Origin of the sequence: Pseudoalteromonas translucida KMM 520 (assembly GCF_001465295.1) — a bacterium.
GTDB lineage: Bacteria > Pseudomonadota > Gammaproteobacteria > Enterobacterales > Alteromonadaceae > Pseudoalteromonas > Pseudoalteromonas translucida.
Map to the genome: position 1 here is coordinate 2,287,896 of NZ_CP011034.1, position 15,666 is coordinate 2,303,561.

At 38.7% G+C, this 15,666-nt stretch carries 14 protein-coding genes and 2 pseudogenes; 8 read left to right on the forward strand and 8 right to left on the reverse strand.

Annotated elements, in window-relative coordinates; genetic code table 11:
• The first annotated feature begins 27 nt into the window (after positions 1–27).
• From PTRA_RS10650 to PTRA_RS10665, 4 genes are all read left to right on the forward strand, one after another.
• Positions 28–441: a YeeE/YedE family protein gene (locus PTRA_RS10650; RefSeq protein WP_058373755.1), complete on the forward strand. Its 414-nt coding sequence runs from the start codon at positions 28–30 to the stop codon at positions 439–441.
• Positions 442–444: 3 nt separating this feature from the next.
• A complete protein-coding gene (locus PTRA_RS10655) occupies positions 445–849 on the forward strand; it encodes a DUF6691 family protein (RefSeq protein ID WP_058373756.1) in 405 nt (134 codons plus the stop codon).
• 252 nt (positions 850–1,101) lie between these two features.
• The gene (gene zigA / locus PTRA_RS10660; RefSeq protein ID WP_058373757.1) at positions 1,102–2,301 is read left to right on the forward strand and encodes a zinc metallochaperone GTPase ZigA; all 1,200 of its coding nucleotides are present in this window, start codon (positions 1,102–1,104) and stop codon (positions 2,299–2,301) included.
• Positions 2,301–2,990: a DUF1826 domain-containing protein gene (locus PTRA_RS10665; protein WP_058373758.1), complete on the forward strand. Its 690-nt coding sequence runs from the start codon at positions 2,301–2,303 to the stop codon at positions 2,988–2,990. Before zigA ends, PTRA_RS10665 begins: the two co-directional genes overlap by 1 nt.
• 120 nt (positions 2,991–3,110) lie before the next feature.
• Here PTRA_RS10665 and PTRA_RS19390 read toward each other — a convergent pair.
• Positions 3,111–3,299: pseudogene (locus PTRA_RS19390) on the reverse strand (hypothetical protein); the annotation flags it as partial.
• On the opposite strand from PTRA_RS19390, the gene PTRA_RS10670 reads away from it, so the two are divergent.
• Complete coding sequence (locus tag PTRA_RS10670) at positions 3,275–3,517, forward strand: hypothetical protein (protein WP_157756050.1); 243 nt, start codon at positions 3,275–3,277, stop codon at positions 3,515–3,517. The pseudogene PTRA_RS19390 and the gene PTRA_RS10670 sit on opposite strands and share 25 nt — an antisense overlap.
• A 178-nt stretch (positions 3,518–3,695) precedes the next feature.
• On the opposite strand, the gene PTRA_RS10675 is transcribed toward PTRA_RS10670, so the two are convergent.
• Positions 3,696–5,189 (reverse strand): acetyl-CoA hydrolase/transferase family protein, encoded by a 1,494-nt coding sequence (locus PTRA_RS10675; protein WP_058373760.1) that lies wholly within the window; start codon positions 5,187–5,189, stop codon positions 3,696–3,698.
• A gap of 936 nt (positions 5,190–6,125) precedes the next feature.
• On the opposite strand from PTRA_RS10675, the gene PTRA_RS10680 reads away from it, so the two are divergent.
• A complete protein-coding gene (locus PTRA_RS10680) occupies positions 6,126–6,839 on the forward strand; it encodes a zinc ribbon domain-containing protein (RefSeq protein ID WP_058373761.1) in 714 nt (237 codons plus the stop codon).
• Between the two features lie 147 nt (positions 6,840–6,986).
• Here PTRA_RS10680 and PTRA_RS10685 read toward each other — a convergent pair whose 3' ends face one another.
• The 3 genes and pseudogenes from PTRA_RS10685 to istA all read right to left on the reverse strand — a co-directional run bounded on the left by PTRA_RS10685 (position 6,987) and on the right by istA (position 9,586).
• Positions 6,987–7,196, reverse strand: a complete 210-nt coding sequence (locus tag PTRA_RS10685) for a hypothetical protein (RefSeq protein WP_083497523.1) — start codon at positions 7,194–7,196, stop codon at positions 6,987–6,989.
• A gap of 151 nt (positions 7,197–7,347) precedes the next feature.
• Positions 7,348–8,100 (reverse strand): IS21-like element helper ATPase IstB, encoded by a 753-nt coding sequence (istB, locus tag PTRA_RS10690; protein ID WP_058373762.1) that lies wholly within the window; start codon positions 8,098–8,100, stop codon positions 7,348–7,350.
• Positions 8,093–9,586 (reverse strand): annotated as a pseudogene (istA, locus tag PTRA_RS19395) (IS21 family transposase). The gene istB and the pseudogene istA overlap by 8 nt, the downstream one beginning before the upstream one ends.
• A gap of 497 nt (positions 9,587–10,083) precedes the next feature.
• Here istA and PTRA_RS10700 point away from each other — a divergent pair.
• Together PTRA_RS10700 and PTRA_RS10705 are read left to right on the forward strand one after the other, a co-directional pair.
• Entirely contained in the window at positions 10,084–11,067 is a 984-nt protein-coding gene (locus tag PTRA_RS10700; protein ID WP_058373763.1) for a hypothetical protein, read from the forward strand.
• A gap of 14 nt (positions 11,068–11,081) precedes the next feature.
• Entirely contained in the window at positions 11,082–11,687 is a 606-nt protein-coding gene (locus tag PTRA_RS10705; protein ID WP_237113454.1) for an antitoxin Xre/MbcA/ParS toxin-binding domain-containing protein, read from the forward strand.
• A 297-nt stretch (positions 11,688–11,984) separates the two neighbouring features.
• Here PTRA_RS10705 and cas6f read toward each other — a convergent pair whose 3' ends face one another.
• From cas6f to PTRA_RS10720, 3 genes are read right to left on the reverse strand one after another with little or no spacing between them, the layout of a single operon-like run.
• Entirely contained in the window at positions 11,985–12,587 is a 603-nt protein-coding gene (gene cas6f, locus PTRA_RS10710; RefSeq protein WP_058373764.1) for a type I-F CRISPR-associated endoribonuclease Cas6/Csy4, read from the reverse strand.
• Positions 12,584–13,612, reverse strand: coding sequence for a type I-F CRISPR-associated protein Csy3 (gene csy3 / locus PTRA_RS10715; RefSeq protein WP_058373765.1), 1,029 nt, complete (start codon positions 13,610–13,612; stop codon positions 12,584–12,586). The genes cas6f and csy3 overlap by 4 nt, the downstream gene beginning before the upstream one ends.
• A complete protein-coding gene (locus tag PTRA_RS10720; RefSeq protein WP_058373766.1) occupies positions 13,612–15,663 on the reverse strand; it encodes a type I-F CRISPR-associated protein Csy2 in 2,052 nt (683 codons plus the stop codon). Before PTRA_RS10720 ends, csy3 begins: the two co-directional genes overlap by 1 nt.
• Between the last annotated feature and the right edge of the window lie 3 nt (positions 15,664–15,666).

Sequence of the window (15,666 nt, forward strand, 5' to 3'; positions counted from 1 at the left end):
GTTTCTATTGTTTGGGAAATTTAAAAAATGGTAACAGAATTCACCCCAGTATCGGCTGCTATAGGCGGTGCATTAATAGGTATAGCGTGTACGTTATTACTGGTTTTGTACGGAAAAATTGCAGGCATATCGGGTATTGTTAAGTCTGTATTTGCTAAAGTAAATTCGGGTTCTCGTTGGCAGCTATACTTTATTTTAGGGTTGTTGTTGGCGGGTGTAGCTGTAAGGGTATTTGCGCCTTCTTTATTAGAGGGCGAATTACAGTTGCCGCCTTGGCTTATTATTGTTGCAGGGCTTTTAGTTGGCGTAGGTACAACTTTAGCTAATGGATGCACAAGTGGCCATGGCGTGTGTGGCATGTCGCGCTTTTCTACCCGCTCTTGGGTTGCAACATGTACATTTATGCTCGTCGCCATTATTACAGCAAACCTGGTAGGATAAATAATGAAAGCAATTATTATGGTTGTTATAGGCTTTATATTTGGCTTAGGGCTTATTATTAGCGGTATGACAAACCCCGCTAAAGTAATTAACTTTCTTACCTATGGAAACCAATGGGACGCAAGTTTAATTATAGTGATGGCTGTTGCCATGCTAATAATGATGCTTACGTGGTTATGGGTTGCAAAAAAAGAGAAGCCGCTCCTTTCAAGATCATTTAACTTAAGTGATTTAAAAAAAGTTGATACGCGCTTAATTACTGGCTCAATACTCTTTGGTTTAGGCTGGGGTTTAAGTGGCATATGCCCAGGCCCTGGCTTGGTTCAATTAGTGTCTCTTAAAATGGAATTTTTGTTGTTTTTTGCGGCCGTGCTAGGCGGTATGTGGCTCACCAAAAAGCTTACTTAACTCAACGACTCATTAACTAGCGCAGATAAAACGCCCCATATTTGGGGCGTTTTGCTGTATTAAGCCATAAACGCTGTAAGCTTTACCAACGTGCTATGCGCTTTATTACCTCAATAACTTTTACTGTGCCGGGCTTACGCTAACGCGGTGATCCCCCTCCCCTATAAAATATTTTACTAGAGAACATTTACTGGAACATTTAATTGATACAATATAACATACCAACAATTGCAACTTAGTAGACTCAAGTAAATGATAAATAAACTGCCCGTCACCGTGTTATCTGGTTTTTTAGGCGCTGGTAAAACAACCGTGCTCAGCCATATTCTTAATAATCGCCAAAGTAAAAAAGTCGCCGTTATAGTTAATGATATGAGCGATATAAATATTGATGCCGATACCATTAAAAGTGGTGTGTCGCTAAATCACAGCGACGAAAAACTCGTTGAAATGAGTAATGGCTGCATTTGCTGCACTCTACGAGAGGATTTACTTGTTGAAGTTGGCAAACTTGCAAAAGAAGGTCGCTTTGATTACCTCGTCATTGAATCAACGGGTATATCTGAGCCACTCCCGGTTGCCGAAACATTTACCTTTGCTGATGATAACGGTATTTCACTTGGTGATGTTGCAACCCTTGATACGATGGTAACGGTAGTTGATGCGGTTAACTTTTTAAATGATTACGAACAAGCAAACGATTTACAAGATACTGGCGAATCGTTAGGAGAAGACGACGAGCGCAGTGTCGCTGACTTACTTGTTGATCAGGTTGAATTTGCCGATGTTATTTTAATTAGTAAAACTGATTTAATTACAAACGATGAATTAAATCGACTTACTGCCATTTTAAATACGCTTAACACTCAAGCCAAAATTATTCCTATTTCAAACGGCAATATTAATATTAATGAAGTACTCAACACCGGCCTGTTTAATTTTGAGCGAGCCCAACAAGCTCCGGGCTGGCTTAAAGAAATGCGCGGTGAGCATATTCCCGAGACCGAAGAGTATGGTATTAGCAGCTTTAATTACACTGCGCGCCGCCCATTTGATCCTGAAAAGTTTTATAACTTTCTTCATAGCACCGAACAATTTGGCAAGCTTATTCGCTCAAAAGGTTACTTTTGGCTGGCTACTCGGCCTTTATTTTGCGGGCAATGGAGCCAAGCAGGCGGTATTGCTCACTACGAATTTGCTGGCATGTTTTTTAAAGCCATCCCTCAAAAAGAGTGGCCTACAGAGCCCGAGCTGCTTGCTGACATAAATAATAAATGGGTAGAACCCTTTGGCGATATGCGTCAAGAGCTGGTGTTTATTGGTCAATCTTTAAATCAACAAGCGATGATTAAAGCGCTTGATGACTGCTTATTATCAGAAGATGCCGTACTTAAGGGTAAGGACTTTTGGAGAACCTATAACGACCCGTTTCCTATTTGGGAGGAAGAATAATGAACGCACTTGCCCCTTTAACTCACTCTACACCAGCTACAATGCAGCTATTGCGTAAAGCGGCTAAAAGCACTAATGCTAATGTACTTCCGCAAATTTATAACGAAGATACCAATATTGTTATTTGGCAAAGAAGCACAGCCGAAAAACTAACAAAAGCAGTTAATATACTCATTGCCATCAGCGCGTTAAAACCATTAGAACTTGCTGTATCGCCCAATGATGCTTTTGAGCAGTTAATAAAGGCGCTTAAGCCAGAAGATAATAATAGTGATGAGGTTAATACTCTTTGTGAAGACATTGCCTTACTTGTTGAAATGTTTTGCTGCCTGTGTGATTTAAAGCGCGCAGGTTTAAGACTAAAAGTATTAGATAAACCCATGTGCCCGCGTTTTCATGTAGACAAAATTCCGTGCCGATTAGTTACAACCTATCACGGTGTTGCTACGCAGTGGTTAAATCACAGCGATGTAAACCGCTCAAAACTCGGTGCGGGTAATTTAGGTAAACCAGATGAAGAGTCTGGCTTATTTAAAAGCTTAAGTAATATTAACCAGCTACAGCAAGGTGATGTTGCCCTGCTTAAAGGAGAGTACTGGGATGACAACGAAGGTGCAGGTTTGGTGCATCGCTCACCACCGGTAGCTGCAAACGAGCAACGCTTATTACTCACCCTAGATTTTATTTAATACAAGTAATGTTTTATAAGCGACGTTAATTTAAGTTTGATTTTAGAGGCAGCTTAAGTAATCAATTAGTACTCAGTATTAATTGATTACTTAGATAATTATTTAAATAGGAACATGTTTCTAAATTTCTTTTAAGCCCCTATTTATTGCCACTAAATCATCGCCTGTTAGTGTGCCTGCGGCTTGCTTTAATGCTATATACGTTGCAATACCTGGCACCACTTGGTTATAAGAGGTAATAACTGAGCGTGTAATTACACGGTAATTTGTTTCTAGATCTTAGCTTGCTGATACATAAAATACGCGTGCTAGATCAGCAAACTAGCGATACGGGCTCAGCTGTTGCGGTTATTCAATTTTGTTCAATGATTGCAGGAGCAACCGGCATGATGCTGGTATCTATTCGCCCAGATGAGCTTATAAGTGACTTAGGTATTATTCAGTTAAGTATTGGCGCTATTGCTTTGGTTTTATGGTTACTGGTAAAAAATAAATCGTATGTAATAAACAACCTATATAAAACTTAAATAGGTAATGGCGTGCTTTTTTCAATAATTAGCCAGCACTTAATGCCTTTTAACACTCAATACTAAGTGACTAATTAATTGTGTAAAGTAGCGCTAAAAAAACGCCCCTAAAAGGAGCGTTTAATTAAACCCAAAACAGATTAACTGTATGGATTGGTGCAATTTGGAATTATATTTATTAGGCTTTTTTCATACTGCCTTGCTCTTCAAGGCGAATATGCCAGCTAAACGCTTCCTCTAGTAAATGAGGTGTATGTCCGCCTCGCTTACAAGCGCGCTCATAGTAATCTAGCATGGCGTCACGGTAATCTGGGTGCACACAGTGCTTAATAACTTGTACAGCACGTTCACGTGGCGCTAAGCCGCGTAAATCTGCTAAGCCTTGCTCGGTTACTAATATATCAACGTCATGTTCGTTATGATCAACGTGGCTTACCATAGGCACTACACTCGAAATAGCGCCATCTTTAGCTATCGACTTAGTAACAAATATCGCTAAATGCGCATTACGTGCAAAGTCACCCGAGCCTCCAATACCATTCATCATGCGAGTACCACAAACGTGGGTTGAGTTTACGTTACCGTACATATCAAACTCAAGCGCAGTATTAATTGCCACTATGCCTAAACGACGTACTATTTCAGGATGATTCGATACTTCTTGCGGACGTAACACTAACTTATCTTTATATTCTGATAGGTTATTAAATACTTTTGCGTTACAACGCTCTGATAATACAATTGAACTGCCTGAAGCAAATTTAAGTTTACCGGCATCAATTAAATCAAAGGTCGAATCTTGTAGTACTTCTGAGTACATTGTTAAATCTTCAAAATCAGAATCTAACAATCCCATCATTACCGCGTTAGCAATATTACCAATGCCAGCTTGTAATGGCCCTAAGTTTTCTGCCATACGCTTTTGTGCTACTTCTTCTTTAAAAAAGCTCACTAAGTGGCTGGCAATAGCCGCTGTATCTACGTCAGGGTCGGTAACGGTTGAAAACGAATCGCTCTGATTAGTAAAAACAATGCCAACAATTTTAGCAGGGTCAATTGGAATAGCCGTGCTACCAATACGATCATCTACTTTAGTTAAAGGAATAGGTTGGCGCACAGGGCGATACGAAGGTATATATATGTCATGCAAGCCTTCAAGTTCAGGGCTGTGCAACATATTTATTTCAATAATCACTTCTTTAGCAAAAATAGCAAAACTTGCAGAGTTTCCTACCGAAGTAGTAGGCACAATATGGCCTTCTTCGGTAATGGCTACCGCTTCAATAACCGCCACATCAGGCATAGTTAATTGGTGATTGCGCAACTGCTCAACGGTTTCTGATAAATGCTGATCAATAAACATTACTTCGCCGTTATTAATCGCTTTACGTAATGTGCTATCTACTTGAAAAGGCATACGGCGGGCTAGCACACCCGCTTCTGTAAGTAGTTTATCTAAATCATTACCTAACGACGCACCGGTCATTAGGTTTATTTTAATTGGATTATTTTTAACGCGCTTAACCAGTGCTCTTGGCACGGCTTTAGCTTCACCGGCACGAGTAAAGCCACTCATGCCTACTGTCATTCCATCTTTAATAAATTGGCTAGCTTGTTCTGCTGACATTACTTTTTGGTGCAGATTGCTATTGCGGATACGTTCTAACTGCATACTACTGAGCCCCTTTTTAATTTGGCGTTATTTTAAGTATTACAGCGCACTTCGCAATCTAGACTTAGGTCGCATTTACTAAATTAAGTTACGCAAACACAGAGTAAAGTGCCTTGGTGCTAGTAATCTACTTTAATGAGCGAGTATTTATATAAATTTAATGTGTTTGATATAAACCTAAGTTTTAAGTGAATATTTAAAATGCGGGATTAAAATTGGAAAAAAGTAGAATAATGAGAGAAAAATAAATTGAATATAATTGTAGTTTAAAAAGTGGCTTAATTATAAGTAATTAGTTTATACACCCAATGTTGTTTGAAGTATAAGTTGGCATAAGTACAAACGAGCTTATTGTGCTACAGCTCCGTTAGTGTAGTGTATGTTGGCATAATATTGAAGTAAAAATTGGCATAATGTTACCAAATGCTGGTTTTATAAAGCCAACCACATAAAAATACTGTCAAGTTTAGTTGGCTGCTATGTGCCATAAACGGAAGATTATAACCTTAGTCACTTTGCATGATAACGAGTTATTTCATTTTCACATTTTTCCCTTAACTCAGGCGTATCCACATTAGCTACTCTCACACTTATATTCTTACCAAAAATTCGGAGCATATCAGAATCAAGGTTGACTCTAAACGCGCCTCCATCGCAAATGCTTACAATTTAAGTGACGTTCAAAACCCCATAAGTTTTTGCTACCGACAATGGTACAAATAGAAGAGTTCAAATGGGTATAGTATATTTCATAATGTAGGCTTGATTAAAAATTATTAATTGGTGAAAATATAGCATTGTACAGAAATAGTTATGCATGGATCGCTTAAAACTAATTAAACTTGACTGAATACTATTAGTCAATTTAGCTCTCCAATCATTAAGCTTTTCCAAGTCTAAATCAGTCTAACTTTAAAAATAATTAAGGAAAATTAAATGGCATTAGTTAAATGTAAAGAGTGCGGTGAAGAGGTTAGTAATAAAGCTAAATCTTGCCCCAAGTGCGGTGCAAAAGCTTCTAAGAAAACATCGTTACTCACATGGCTTGTTCTAATCCTAATAATTCTAGGAGTTTATGTATCAGGTCAATCAACAGATAGGGCAACTAAACCATCTACAAAAGTAAGCAGTTCAGATAAAGGTGAGACTATAAAATCCGAAAAAGTACAAAAAGCTGCACCACCAAAGCCAGTTTGGGTTACGTCAGTTTCAAAAGATGAGATGACAGGTAAATTCACTGCTTTTGCTCATTCCCCTAGAGCTTATCCCTCGAAAAAAATGGGGTTTCCATACCATGATGTTTATAGTTATATGGGCGTGGGCTGTAGTGCAGGTAAAGAATGGGTGTATTTAGGCTTTAATGATTCCCCAAATTTATCAAAAGATACTACAAAAAGTGGTTACAACTTAATTAAAACACGTATTAAGTGGAACGATAATGTTGAGGACATTTCACTTACCCAAGATTGGGGTGCAAAATTTTTACATTTTAATGATGATTCGATAGTAATTTCAAAAATAGAAACTTCTAATACAGCGCTTGTTGAACTTCAATGGCATGGTGAGCAAGCGACATATTTCAAATATTCTCTTAGTGGTTCATCAAAAGCGATCTCTGAAATTAGAGGGAAGTGTTCTAAAAATAAATAAGCGCTAAAGATTTTTAACCGTGTGATAAAAGTTATATCACATGAATAAGTCTTAACTTAATCTGTCAGGTTTGATTTTTAGGTTTTGATCAAATCTGACAGCCGCCTATGTACCATCAGCGGACTGTAGTAGCCTTAGTCTCTTGTATTAGTTATTTTCAGGCAGTTTCTTAATAACTAAAAAGTAATAAACGAGGTATCCTAACCAAGAAATAAAGAATGACATTAAGAACCAAACGACTTTGTTAGTGCCTTCTGCTTTTTTAGATACTAAAGCTAGAATCCAAGGCAAAGCCCCCACAAAGAAAACAAATAGCAAAATAAATATTTGCCATAGACTAATTCCACCTAACCCCATATTAACTCCTTTATAACTTAAAACATCCGTTCTTTACTGCTCACATTGTACCAAAATTAATTATTACTTGCCTTGTATTTTCAGTAGCTATCTAGCGTCAATTAACTTGGCCGGTTCCGCGTCAATTATCTTGGCCGGTTGATACCGAATTTTATTTACTCTTATTGAGCGCTGTTTTGCGCCGGTAACTGTCACCTTCGCAATGAATAATCGTGGCATGATGAACCAAACGATCGATCGCCGCGACAGTCATTGTTGAATCTTCAAATAGTTCATCCCATTGCTCAAATGATTTGTTTGATGTGATGATCATGCTGTGTCGCTCATAGCGATGGGCTATCAATTCAAACAGCACGCTCGTTTCCTGTTCCGTTTTTCGAACGTAACCAACGTCATCAACGATTAATAAGCTGTATTTATCGAGCTTTACAAGTTCATCTTGCAAGCGTAAATGTCGCTTTGCTTGCTGGAGTTGTTGAACAATCGTTGACGCGGCAACAAACTTAACTTTATGGCCCTGCTCGATAAGGCCATAACCGATACTACTGGCGATATGCGTTTTACCAAGACCACTGGCGCCAAATAGCAATATATTGCCACCGTACTTCAACCAATCCGGCTGATTTATTAAATCAGCAACAAGGGGCTTACTAACCCCATCAACAAGGGTAAAGTCGAAGCTGCTAAGGTGTTTACCCACTGGCAATTTTGCATCTTTTAAAAGCCGCTGAAGGCGTTTGTCATCGCGTGTCGCAAGTTCAACATGACACAGCTCAGACAAGTATTGCTGCGGGCTCCATTGTTCTTCTATCGCTTTTTTGCCCAGAGTATTCCACTGTTGAAGCATGGTGCTAAGCTTTAATTGTTTCAGCATTAAAGGTAACGAGGCCGTGAAGTTATCCATGTAGGCCTCCCGGTATCATGCTGCTATAAGCGCTCAAGCTGTGTTGCTTTATTGTCATTGTGGGTCTGTTTGATGCAATCACTAAAAATTGCGCTTCACATTCTCGGATGGCCGGTAATTGTCGCTGAGTAATTGACGCTGCTACAAATCGCCCTAATTGACGCTCACACCCACTTTGTTTCGCTAAATGGAGCAGTTTTACCATGTAATAGCTCGCTTCATCCGCTAAAAGCTGGGCATTAACGTATTCCCAAATAGCTTTGTAATTGTCGTTTGGGAGTAAGTCGTCACGTAGTTGTGAGTAGCGAAATGCCAATGGTTTTTTAACCAGTGCGTCAATAACATGCAAGTAACTAATATTACGTGCACGGCACCCTTTAGAAGCATAGACACGCGCTAACGTTTGAACTAAATCGCTGCCATAGCGCAGCTCTAAACGGTTGTCATATAAACGAACAAGTAATCGGCTACCAATAAGGCGTGACGGGACGCTATAGGTAACACGTTTCAATGAAATAGTACTCGTACGTGACACCGTTAGGTAATGCTCGGTGTAATTGACGCTCATCGCCCGTGGTAAAGCGTGTAATTGTCGCTGCTCTACTGCGTATTTATCACTTACACGGCGATTACGGCGAGCAACAATGTCGGCAATAAACGATTCATAGACTTCTCTTGTCTGAAAGTCATAACTACCACGGATTTTTAATGCTTGCTCCAGTTGCGATTTAAGATGCCCATGAGGGCTCTCAATAGCCCCATTTTCATGCGCAATACCGCGGTTATTGCGAGTCGCTTTAAAGCCATAATGGATAACTAGCTCATTAAAGCGCTCTGTAAAATCATTATCATTAGTATGATTACGATAGGCGGCACTCAGACTGTCTGTACGCACTTCTTTAGGCACACCGCCGGCTGCTTTAAATGCGTTTTGTACGCCATCAGAAAAAGCAGCAAAGCTTTCACCGCCGTAAATTACTTGGGCGTAAGCCTAGCCACTGGCGGGCATACGATAATGAAACAACATATGCTCAAGGGGTTCACTAGCAATGGTAACGGGTGACTTCACATGTGTGAAATCACATATACCTAATAGGCCATACTCGTGTGTTTGCAGGAATACGACCTCTTTGCTTGAGCCATACAGTGCCCGCCATTTATGAATTCGACGCTCTAATGTACGCCGTGAGCTCGGGTTAAATTTGTCGGTGTGAAACTCGCAAAGATGATCAAAAATTCCCACCGGAGTTAACGTTGCATCACCTTGAAGTAGAGGGACAACAATACTGTCCCAGATAGACTCAAGTGGATCTATACGCGTTCGCCATTGGCGTTTATTAGACAATGGCTGCTCATCCAGTTTATCAATGCGCCTTGCTGAACGTTCAGAAATACCTGCTTTCGCAGCCGCGATAACTTGGCTATTACGCTTTCTATGTTTCATATAAATAGTGACCTGCTGATCAGTGATTCGTGTTCCCGGCACAGTGAACTCCTCCGTTCTGCTGTACCGAACCTTATCAGATCAACCGGCCAAGATAATTGTCGCTAGACCGGCCACCGTAATTGTCGCTTAATACAGTAGCACTCTAAACTGTTGTTTGCCTGCTTAATGCTCCAAGCAAAACTTCGTAAAAGTGCCAAAAACAGTCATTCAGGTATAACTCGTTTCTGCTCCTTTATGAGTTAACGTAAATACTCTAAGGTCGCCTTTGAGCGAATACCGGTCATTGATATTGGCTAAATATCGTAGTTAATTGATTGGTCAAACTGTTGTTTGCGCACATATTCATGAAAATGAGCGACGCGCGCATATTGGTTCATTTAACTTTACTTTAAAGCTTAAGAGACATAGTGATAGTAATATCTTAGGTTATTTGTTAAAACTATATTATATAATGTAGAAAAATGAATGTTTAGTCGGCAAAAATATGCATATGCGCGATGAGCGCACAATTAAATTATTAGGTAATTAGGGAAAACATGAAACCTATCGAGAAAGCAAAAGCACAAAAGCTTGTGCTTAAGCTAGAATCTGGCAACTTCGACGAAAACGATATCGATAATATCTTCATGCGTTTGAGGGCATACTCTCATGGAAATCGGATATTTCGTGAAATCGCCGACTTCGTTGCTCACAATGATGAGAGGAATCAAGGGATATCGGTTGAGTCATTAGAGGCATTTTATCTAAGTTTTAAATACTTTCTAGAGTATGTCTCACCGAAGAAATCGCTAGACATAGGAAGCCCGTTTCCACTTTACGTGAAAAAATTGATGAAATATCAGATTGATAAGTGCAAGGACGCAGATCTGAAAGAAAAGTTTAATGTTACTAAGCAGCGCTTAAAATCAAGAGTTGATTCAATTTTTTCTGAAGACAAGAAAAATAAAAAAGCCTTTATGAAGAAGCCGAAAATATCTGACGACACGATTGGAGCGCTTCAGCACATATTAGGTTTCATAGGTAGCCACCCTGCTTTCGATCAAGAGCAAGTGATTTTAGAGCTTCTAGCAGTAATCAAAGCGAATAAACTGCATGTAAATGAAGCTGAATTACTAAAGCATTCTGACAAAATAGCTGCTTGTGTAGCACTTCTCTTGCATGACGCCACGTTTGAATATGGAGGTCACAAGCAGGGTTTCTGTAAGATCTCTTGCGAGAAGACATCTATATCTTACAATCAGAAATTTGTAGATAAAGACGGGAACCCATCAGAGCATAAAGAATCATTTGGCAATATTCAAGTTCAAGGTCACGTAGTATTAGAGAAAGATGGAAAAGATCTAACAGTATGTTATCCATTGATGACAACGAACCTATCCGTGGAGGACTGGTGCGATGACGATATGTTTGTTGTTGAGCCAATCACTGAAGATCACCCAAACTACTTACATAGAAAAGTTATCTTTGATCAAGATCTTTGTTTTACTGAGGGCGGTAAAATTGGGGTGATCCATACCTAACGCCCGCAACACCAATGTCTGATATTGGCACAAAGCCGTCCTTTGGCTCTAACTCATCTTTGTCCAAAAATGAGTTTACCCGACCATCTGCTTCTCGCTCTAACTCGAATATCAGCTGGATAGTAGAGGTGCTATTATTAAATATAACCTTTTCTGGCTTTGAGGTATCTATGCCTAGCGATATTCAACCTAGTGCTAATAATAAATTTGTAGATATACTTAGCAATGGAAAAGTTAATTTAAGCTCAAACCCTTTAGATGAAATTGAATTAATTCAGCGTGGTTTAGATATAAAAAGTGTTGAGAAATTTAGGCTTGAGTTAGATTGGGATATTCAATCCTTTGCTAAAGCAATTGGTACAAATACTAGAATTTTCGAACGTCATAAAAAAGAGCATAAACGTTTAAATGCAACTTTGAGCGAAAATACCTTTGAGTTGGCTCATTTAGCATCAACTTGTATTGATTACTTTGAAAATATTGAACGATGGAATAAATGGCTAAATACATGCTCCTTACAATTTAGCTCTAAAACACCTTTAACATTTGTAAATACAATTGCGGGTAGAAGGTTAATTAGGAACGTTGTTAATAGCCTTAAACACGGTTATAACGCTTAAAAAGACCCCAGCGTTTGCTGAGATCTTTTTATTTACCCTCTGCCTTTTCGGCAGTTAAAAGTTACAATTTGTGGTTGTTTACTTCCCGGCCTAACTTCAGCTGCCTACTCGGCAGTTCACACTTAGCGGAGTTGACGTCAAAAATTCTAAATATTTCCAGCTGCCTACTCGGCAGTTCACTATTAAAAATAGTTTAAATTCCTATAAACACCAAACTGTTAAACGTATTTAAATTATTTACCCTTATTTTTAATCAATCAGATAACTCATTGAAAATTAATGGGTGTTTTAAAACTATTATAAAAGGGTATTTAAAGAAGGAACCGTACCTAGAAATATTTGATTTGTAGCAAAGCCATAATTGTTAAACTGATTTTTTATGGATTCAGCATTTTCATTTTTTTGTATATGCAAAACATAACTTTGACCATTGCCTTTGCTTGATACGGGTATTGAATGAAAATGGCCTATGTCCTTTGCCTCAAATTTATATTCAGGGTTGTAAACTTCGCCTCTGGCTTCAGCTCGTTTTTTAGCTCGCTTTAATCGCCTTTGCTTTTCGCCAACAAATGCTTTTGCTACCGATTGGTTGCGAACAAACATGACTTCGCTTTGGTTTACTGGTACTTCAAGTATTTTTGATAAGCCAAATAACTTGTCATGAGCCATCATCTCAAAATAGCTTTGCTGAGATAGATTGGTTAATTGCTTTTTATTTGTTGATACAAACGCTAATTCATTACCTATTGTTTGCTCATTCCATTTAGGAAAGCACACACCAATATTACTTATTTCACGTGAGCTCATAAACCCATGCAAAATACCGATACAACGCCCAGCAAGAAGGCTTACATCACAACTTTGGGGTAAATAAGTAATGGTAAAATAATAGCGCTTCAACCTTTACTCCTTTGAAACAAGCCACCTTTGATCAGCACTGCCGCAATAAAGTGAATTGAGTTTGATTGTTCACTTTGCTCTAAACCATGCTTTTCCATGTGTTTAATATGCAAAGCAATGCGCGGGAGTAATGAATAAAAGTCTGAATGGCTCTTAGGTGTTCTGTGTGCAACTAATATTTGCTTATCTGCGCCATACTCGTGAGTGCGTAAAGGTTTGTAACCTTCCTCATACCAATCATCAATAGTTTGGATAGCAGCCCCTACTTTTTGTGAATTCAAACTTGCTGCTTTTTTATCGCCTACTTGAGTATATGCAAGTTGTTTAGATGACATACCTTGTTCAACATTATCTACAAACTTTTGACTAGGATGAACCTCTTGGCTAAATGCATTTTTAATTTTTGCGGTTATATCTAAATAACAATAATTTTGAGGATTGCTTAGCCCTTCTTGAATAGATTCTGACAACGTTAATAATGCCGTTTGATTATTTTGCCAGTTGCCTTGCCATTTTAGTTTTTGTGCACCTTCAACAACAATCGGGGCTGCGTGCTCAGTAAGGATTTCAATATCAACATTTGGTGATTGGCGGTTACGCCAAAGCCAGTTGCCCATCAGTATATTTTTAGCATAGCGCGTTGCAACTTCATTAAGGCCATTGTGTTTTTTATAGGTTTCGAAAAACCGTTTTAACCAATAAATAACTTTAGGGTCATCACATACATGTGGCTCAATACAATTAGCCTCAACCCTGAGTGAAAAACGACAAAATAGCTCATTTACCGTTGGAGGTACATAACACACATCAATTGTTTGAGGGTTTCCAAACGCGAGATCTTGTGGCGCTAAATTTTTAGCCACATTTTGCTTTTGATACGCATCGCCAAACCCTGACTTCTGCCCAACTAATTTATTTTGCTCTATTTGTAGCGGTTCAAAGTCAGACTCTGGTGTTTTATAAAAAAACACCGCTTTACTGGGTGAGAGCGAACGCGTGTAACTTAAGTGCCGAGGTAATTGCATTATTCATACTCAAACTTAGACTTTTTCATAAGCATAGACTCTTTTTGAACATCCATAACCCAAAATGCGTCATGAAAGAACTGCTTAGCCCCTGCGTACTTTACTGATGTATTGCTAACACACTCTAACAGCCCAATTACGGGCTCTGCATAACAATGGTATTCATGTAATGCTGCATCTCGCTTTACGGGTTCTTCAAGCGCAGCCAAGCCAATTGCAGCGGGTCTTAAATTAAAGTTACTGTTAAGGGCATCAATTAATTGTTCAAAACTTTTAACTACTTTTTTTGAAGGATATAACCAACTGCCATTTGACGATTTTGCTTTAAGTTTTTTAAACAGCTCGCTCGGTTTGGTATGTACATGGCACCAGTCAATATTTTGATATAACGAAGGTGGATGCATAGTCCCGCCTGCAAATGAAGACGGTAGTGCGGGCTTTATAAGCTGACTATTTAACTTATCTAACAGCTCAGTATTTGGTACAAAAAGTCTAAATACTAAATCGAGTGTTATGTCACATTTTGGTTTATCGATAATTCCAGATCTTATTACATGACTACGCCCTGCAACTTGTTTTAACTTGCTTGGCTCAGGTAATGGTTTACCTGTATGTAATTGATAGTTTTCAATGTAAATAGCACTGCCAATACACTTAATTGAAGGGTCTATAAAGTTTTTTAGCTTACGCTCAAAGTTATGAGCAAGCCCATTTAAAGCAGTAAGTGACGGCATGCCTTGAATATACGGATTAGCCATTGCCTCAGCATCAAACACTCGCATATCTTGGCAATGTACATACACTATCTGCTCATCATTTAATATTTCTTGTTCAGCTGCACAGTGAGTAAATACATAGTTTAACTGCGCTTTAAACAGTCCCATTAAATTAGGGTGATACGCAAAGCGTTTGAGCTTACTTAAATTACCAAGGCTCTCATTTAGTACGTTACTAAATTGGCTAATACAGTTAGTAATACTCTGATCTAAGTAATGCCTTACCCACTCAGGGTAAACTTGGTTTTGCGCGTTATTTTTAGCTTCAAGAATATTATCAAGCCATAACTGCAAGCTAACACGTACTTGCCTAATAGCCGCTACTCGCGCTAATCGTTTTTGCCTTAACGTATTAAACTGTTTAATGCCTACCAACACCAAAAGCGCCTGTTGAAATTGACTACTTAATAGCGCACGAATTTTAAATGCTTTCTCAATATCATTATTGGCTACTTTAGAGCGGTTAACAGCCTTTGAATATGTTTTAGGAAAGTAACGCAGCACTCTTATATTGCCGCCTACTGAGCTTGCTAAATCGCCAACATTGGCAGGTCTTGAGTGCTCAACTAAAGCAAAATTTAACTTACGATCTGTTGTTAATTGCTGAATTTTAGCCAGCATTGCGTGGCTTACTACAGGCGTAACCACAAGGTAGCTTTGCTGAAATGGCATTTGTAATTGTGGTGAAAAAGAGCTTACTTCTAATGGGAACTCTGCCACTGGCAACTGCTGTTTTATTTTACCCGAGATTTCTAAAACCGCCTTTTTAGTAAACCCGTATGCTCTTATTAAATTAATCCAAACAGGCTCTTCATTAATTAACAGCCTTGCTAAACAAGTCACTTCACCTTGCCAATTAAACGAGGTTAAAAATAGCTTTGCATGATTAATTTCAGCACTGTTGTGCGACCAGCCAAAACTTAAAGGTAATGACCGGCTGCAAATGCCCGCAATATCTTCACTTACAACTTCACTAATTAAACGTTGATGGCTTACTCGTATATCGGGGTATTTTAAATTATGAGTATGAAACCATTTCACTTCGTTAATGCACTTACTCAGTAACACTTCATCGCGTAGTACACTTTTAGCAGTTCTTGCACTTGTTAAATCATCAATCTCACTTCGCTTATAAACAAGATTAATGAGCACAGTCAGCGCTAGTTCTTCAAAGCCATCTACCTCGACATGAGACGTGTATGGAACGAACAATTTTCTAAGTGCTGTGGTTTTTTCTTTTAGTGGTTCAATTGCAAGTGCATCTTGTAAGTTCATAAG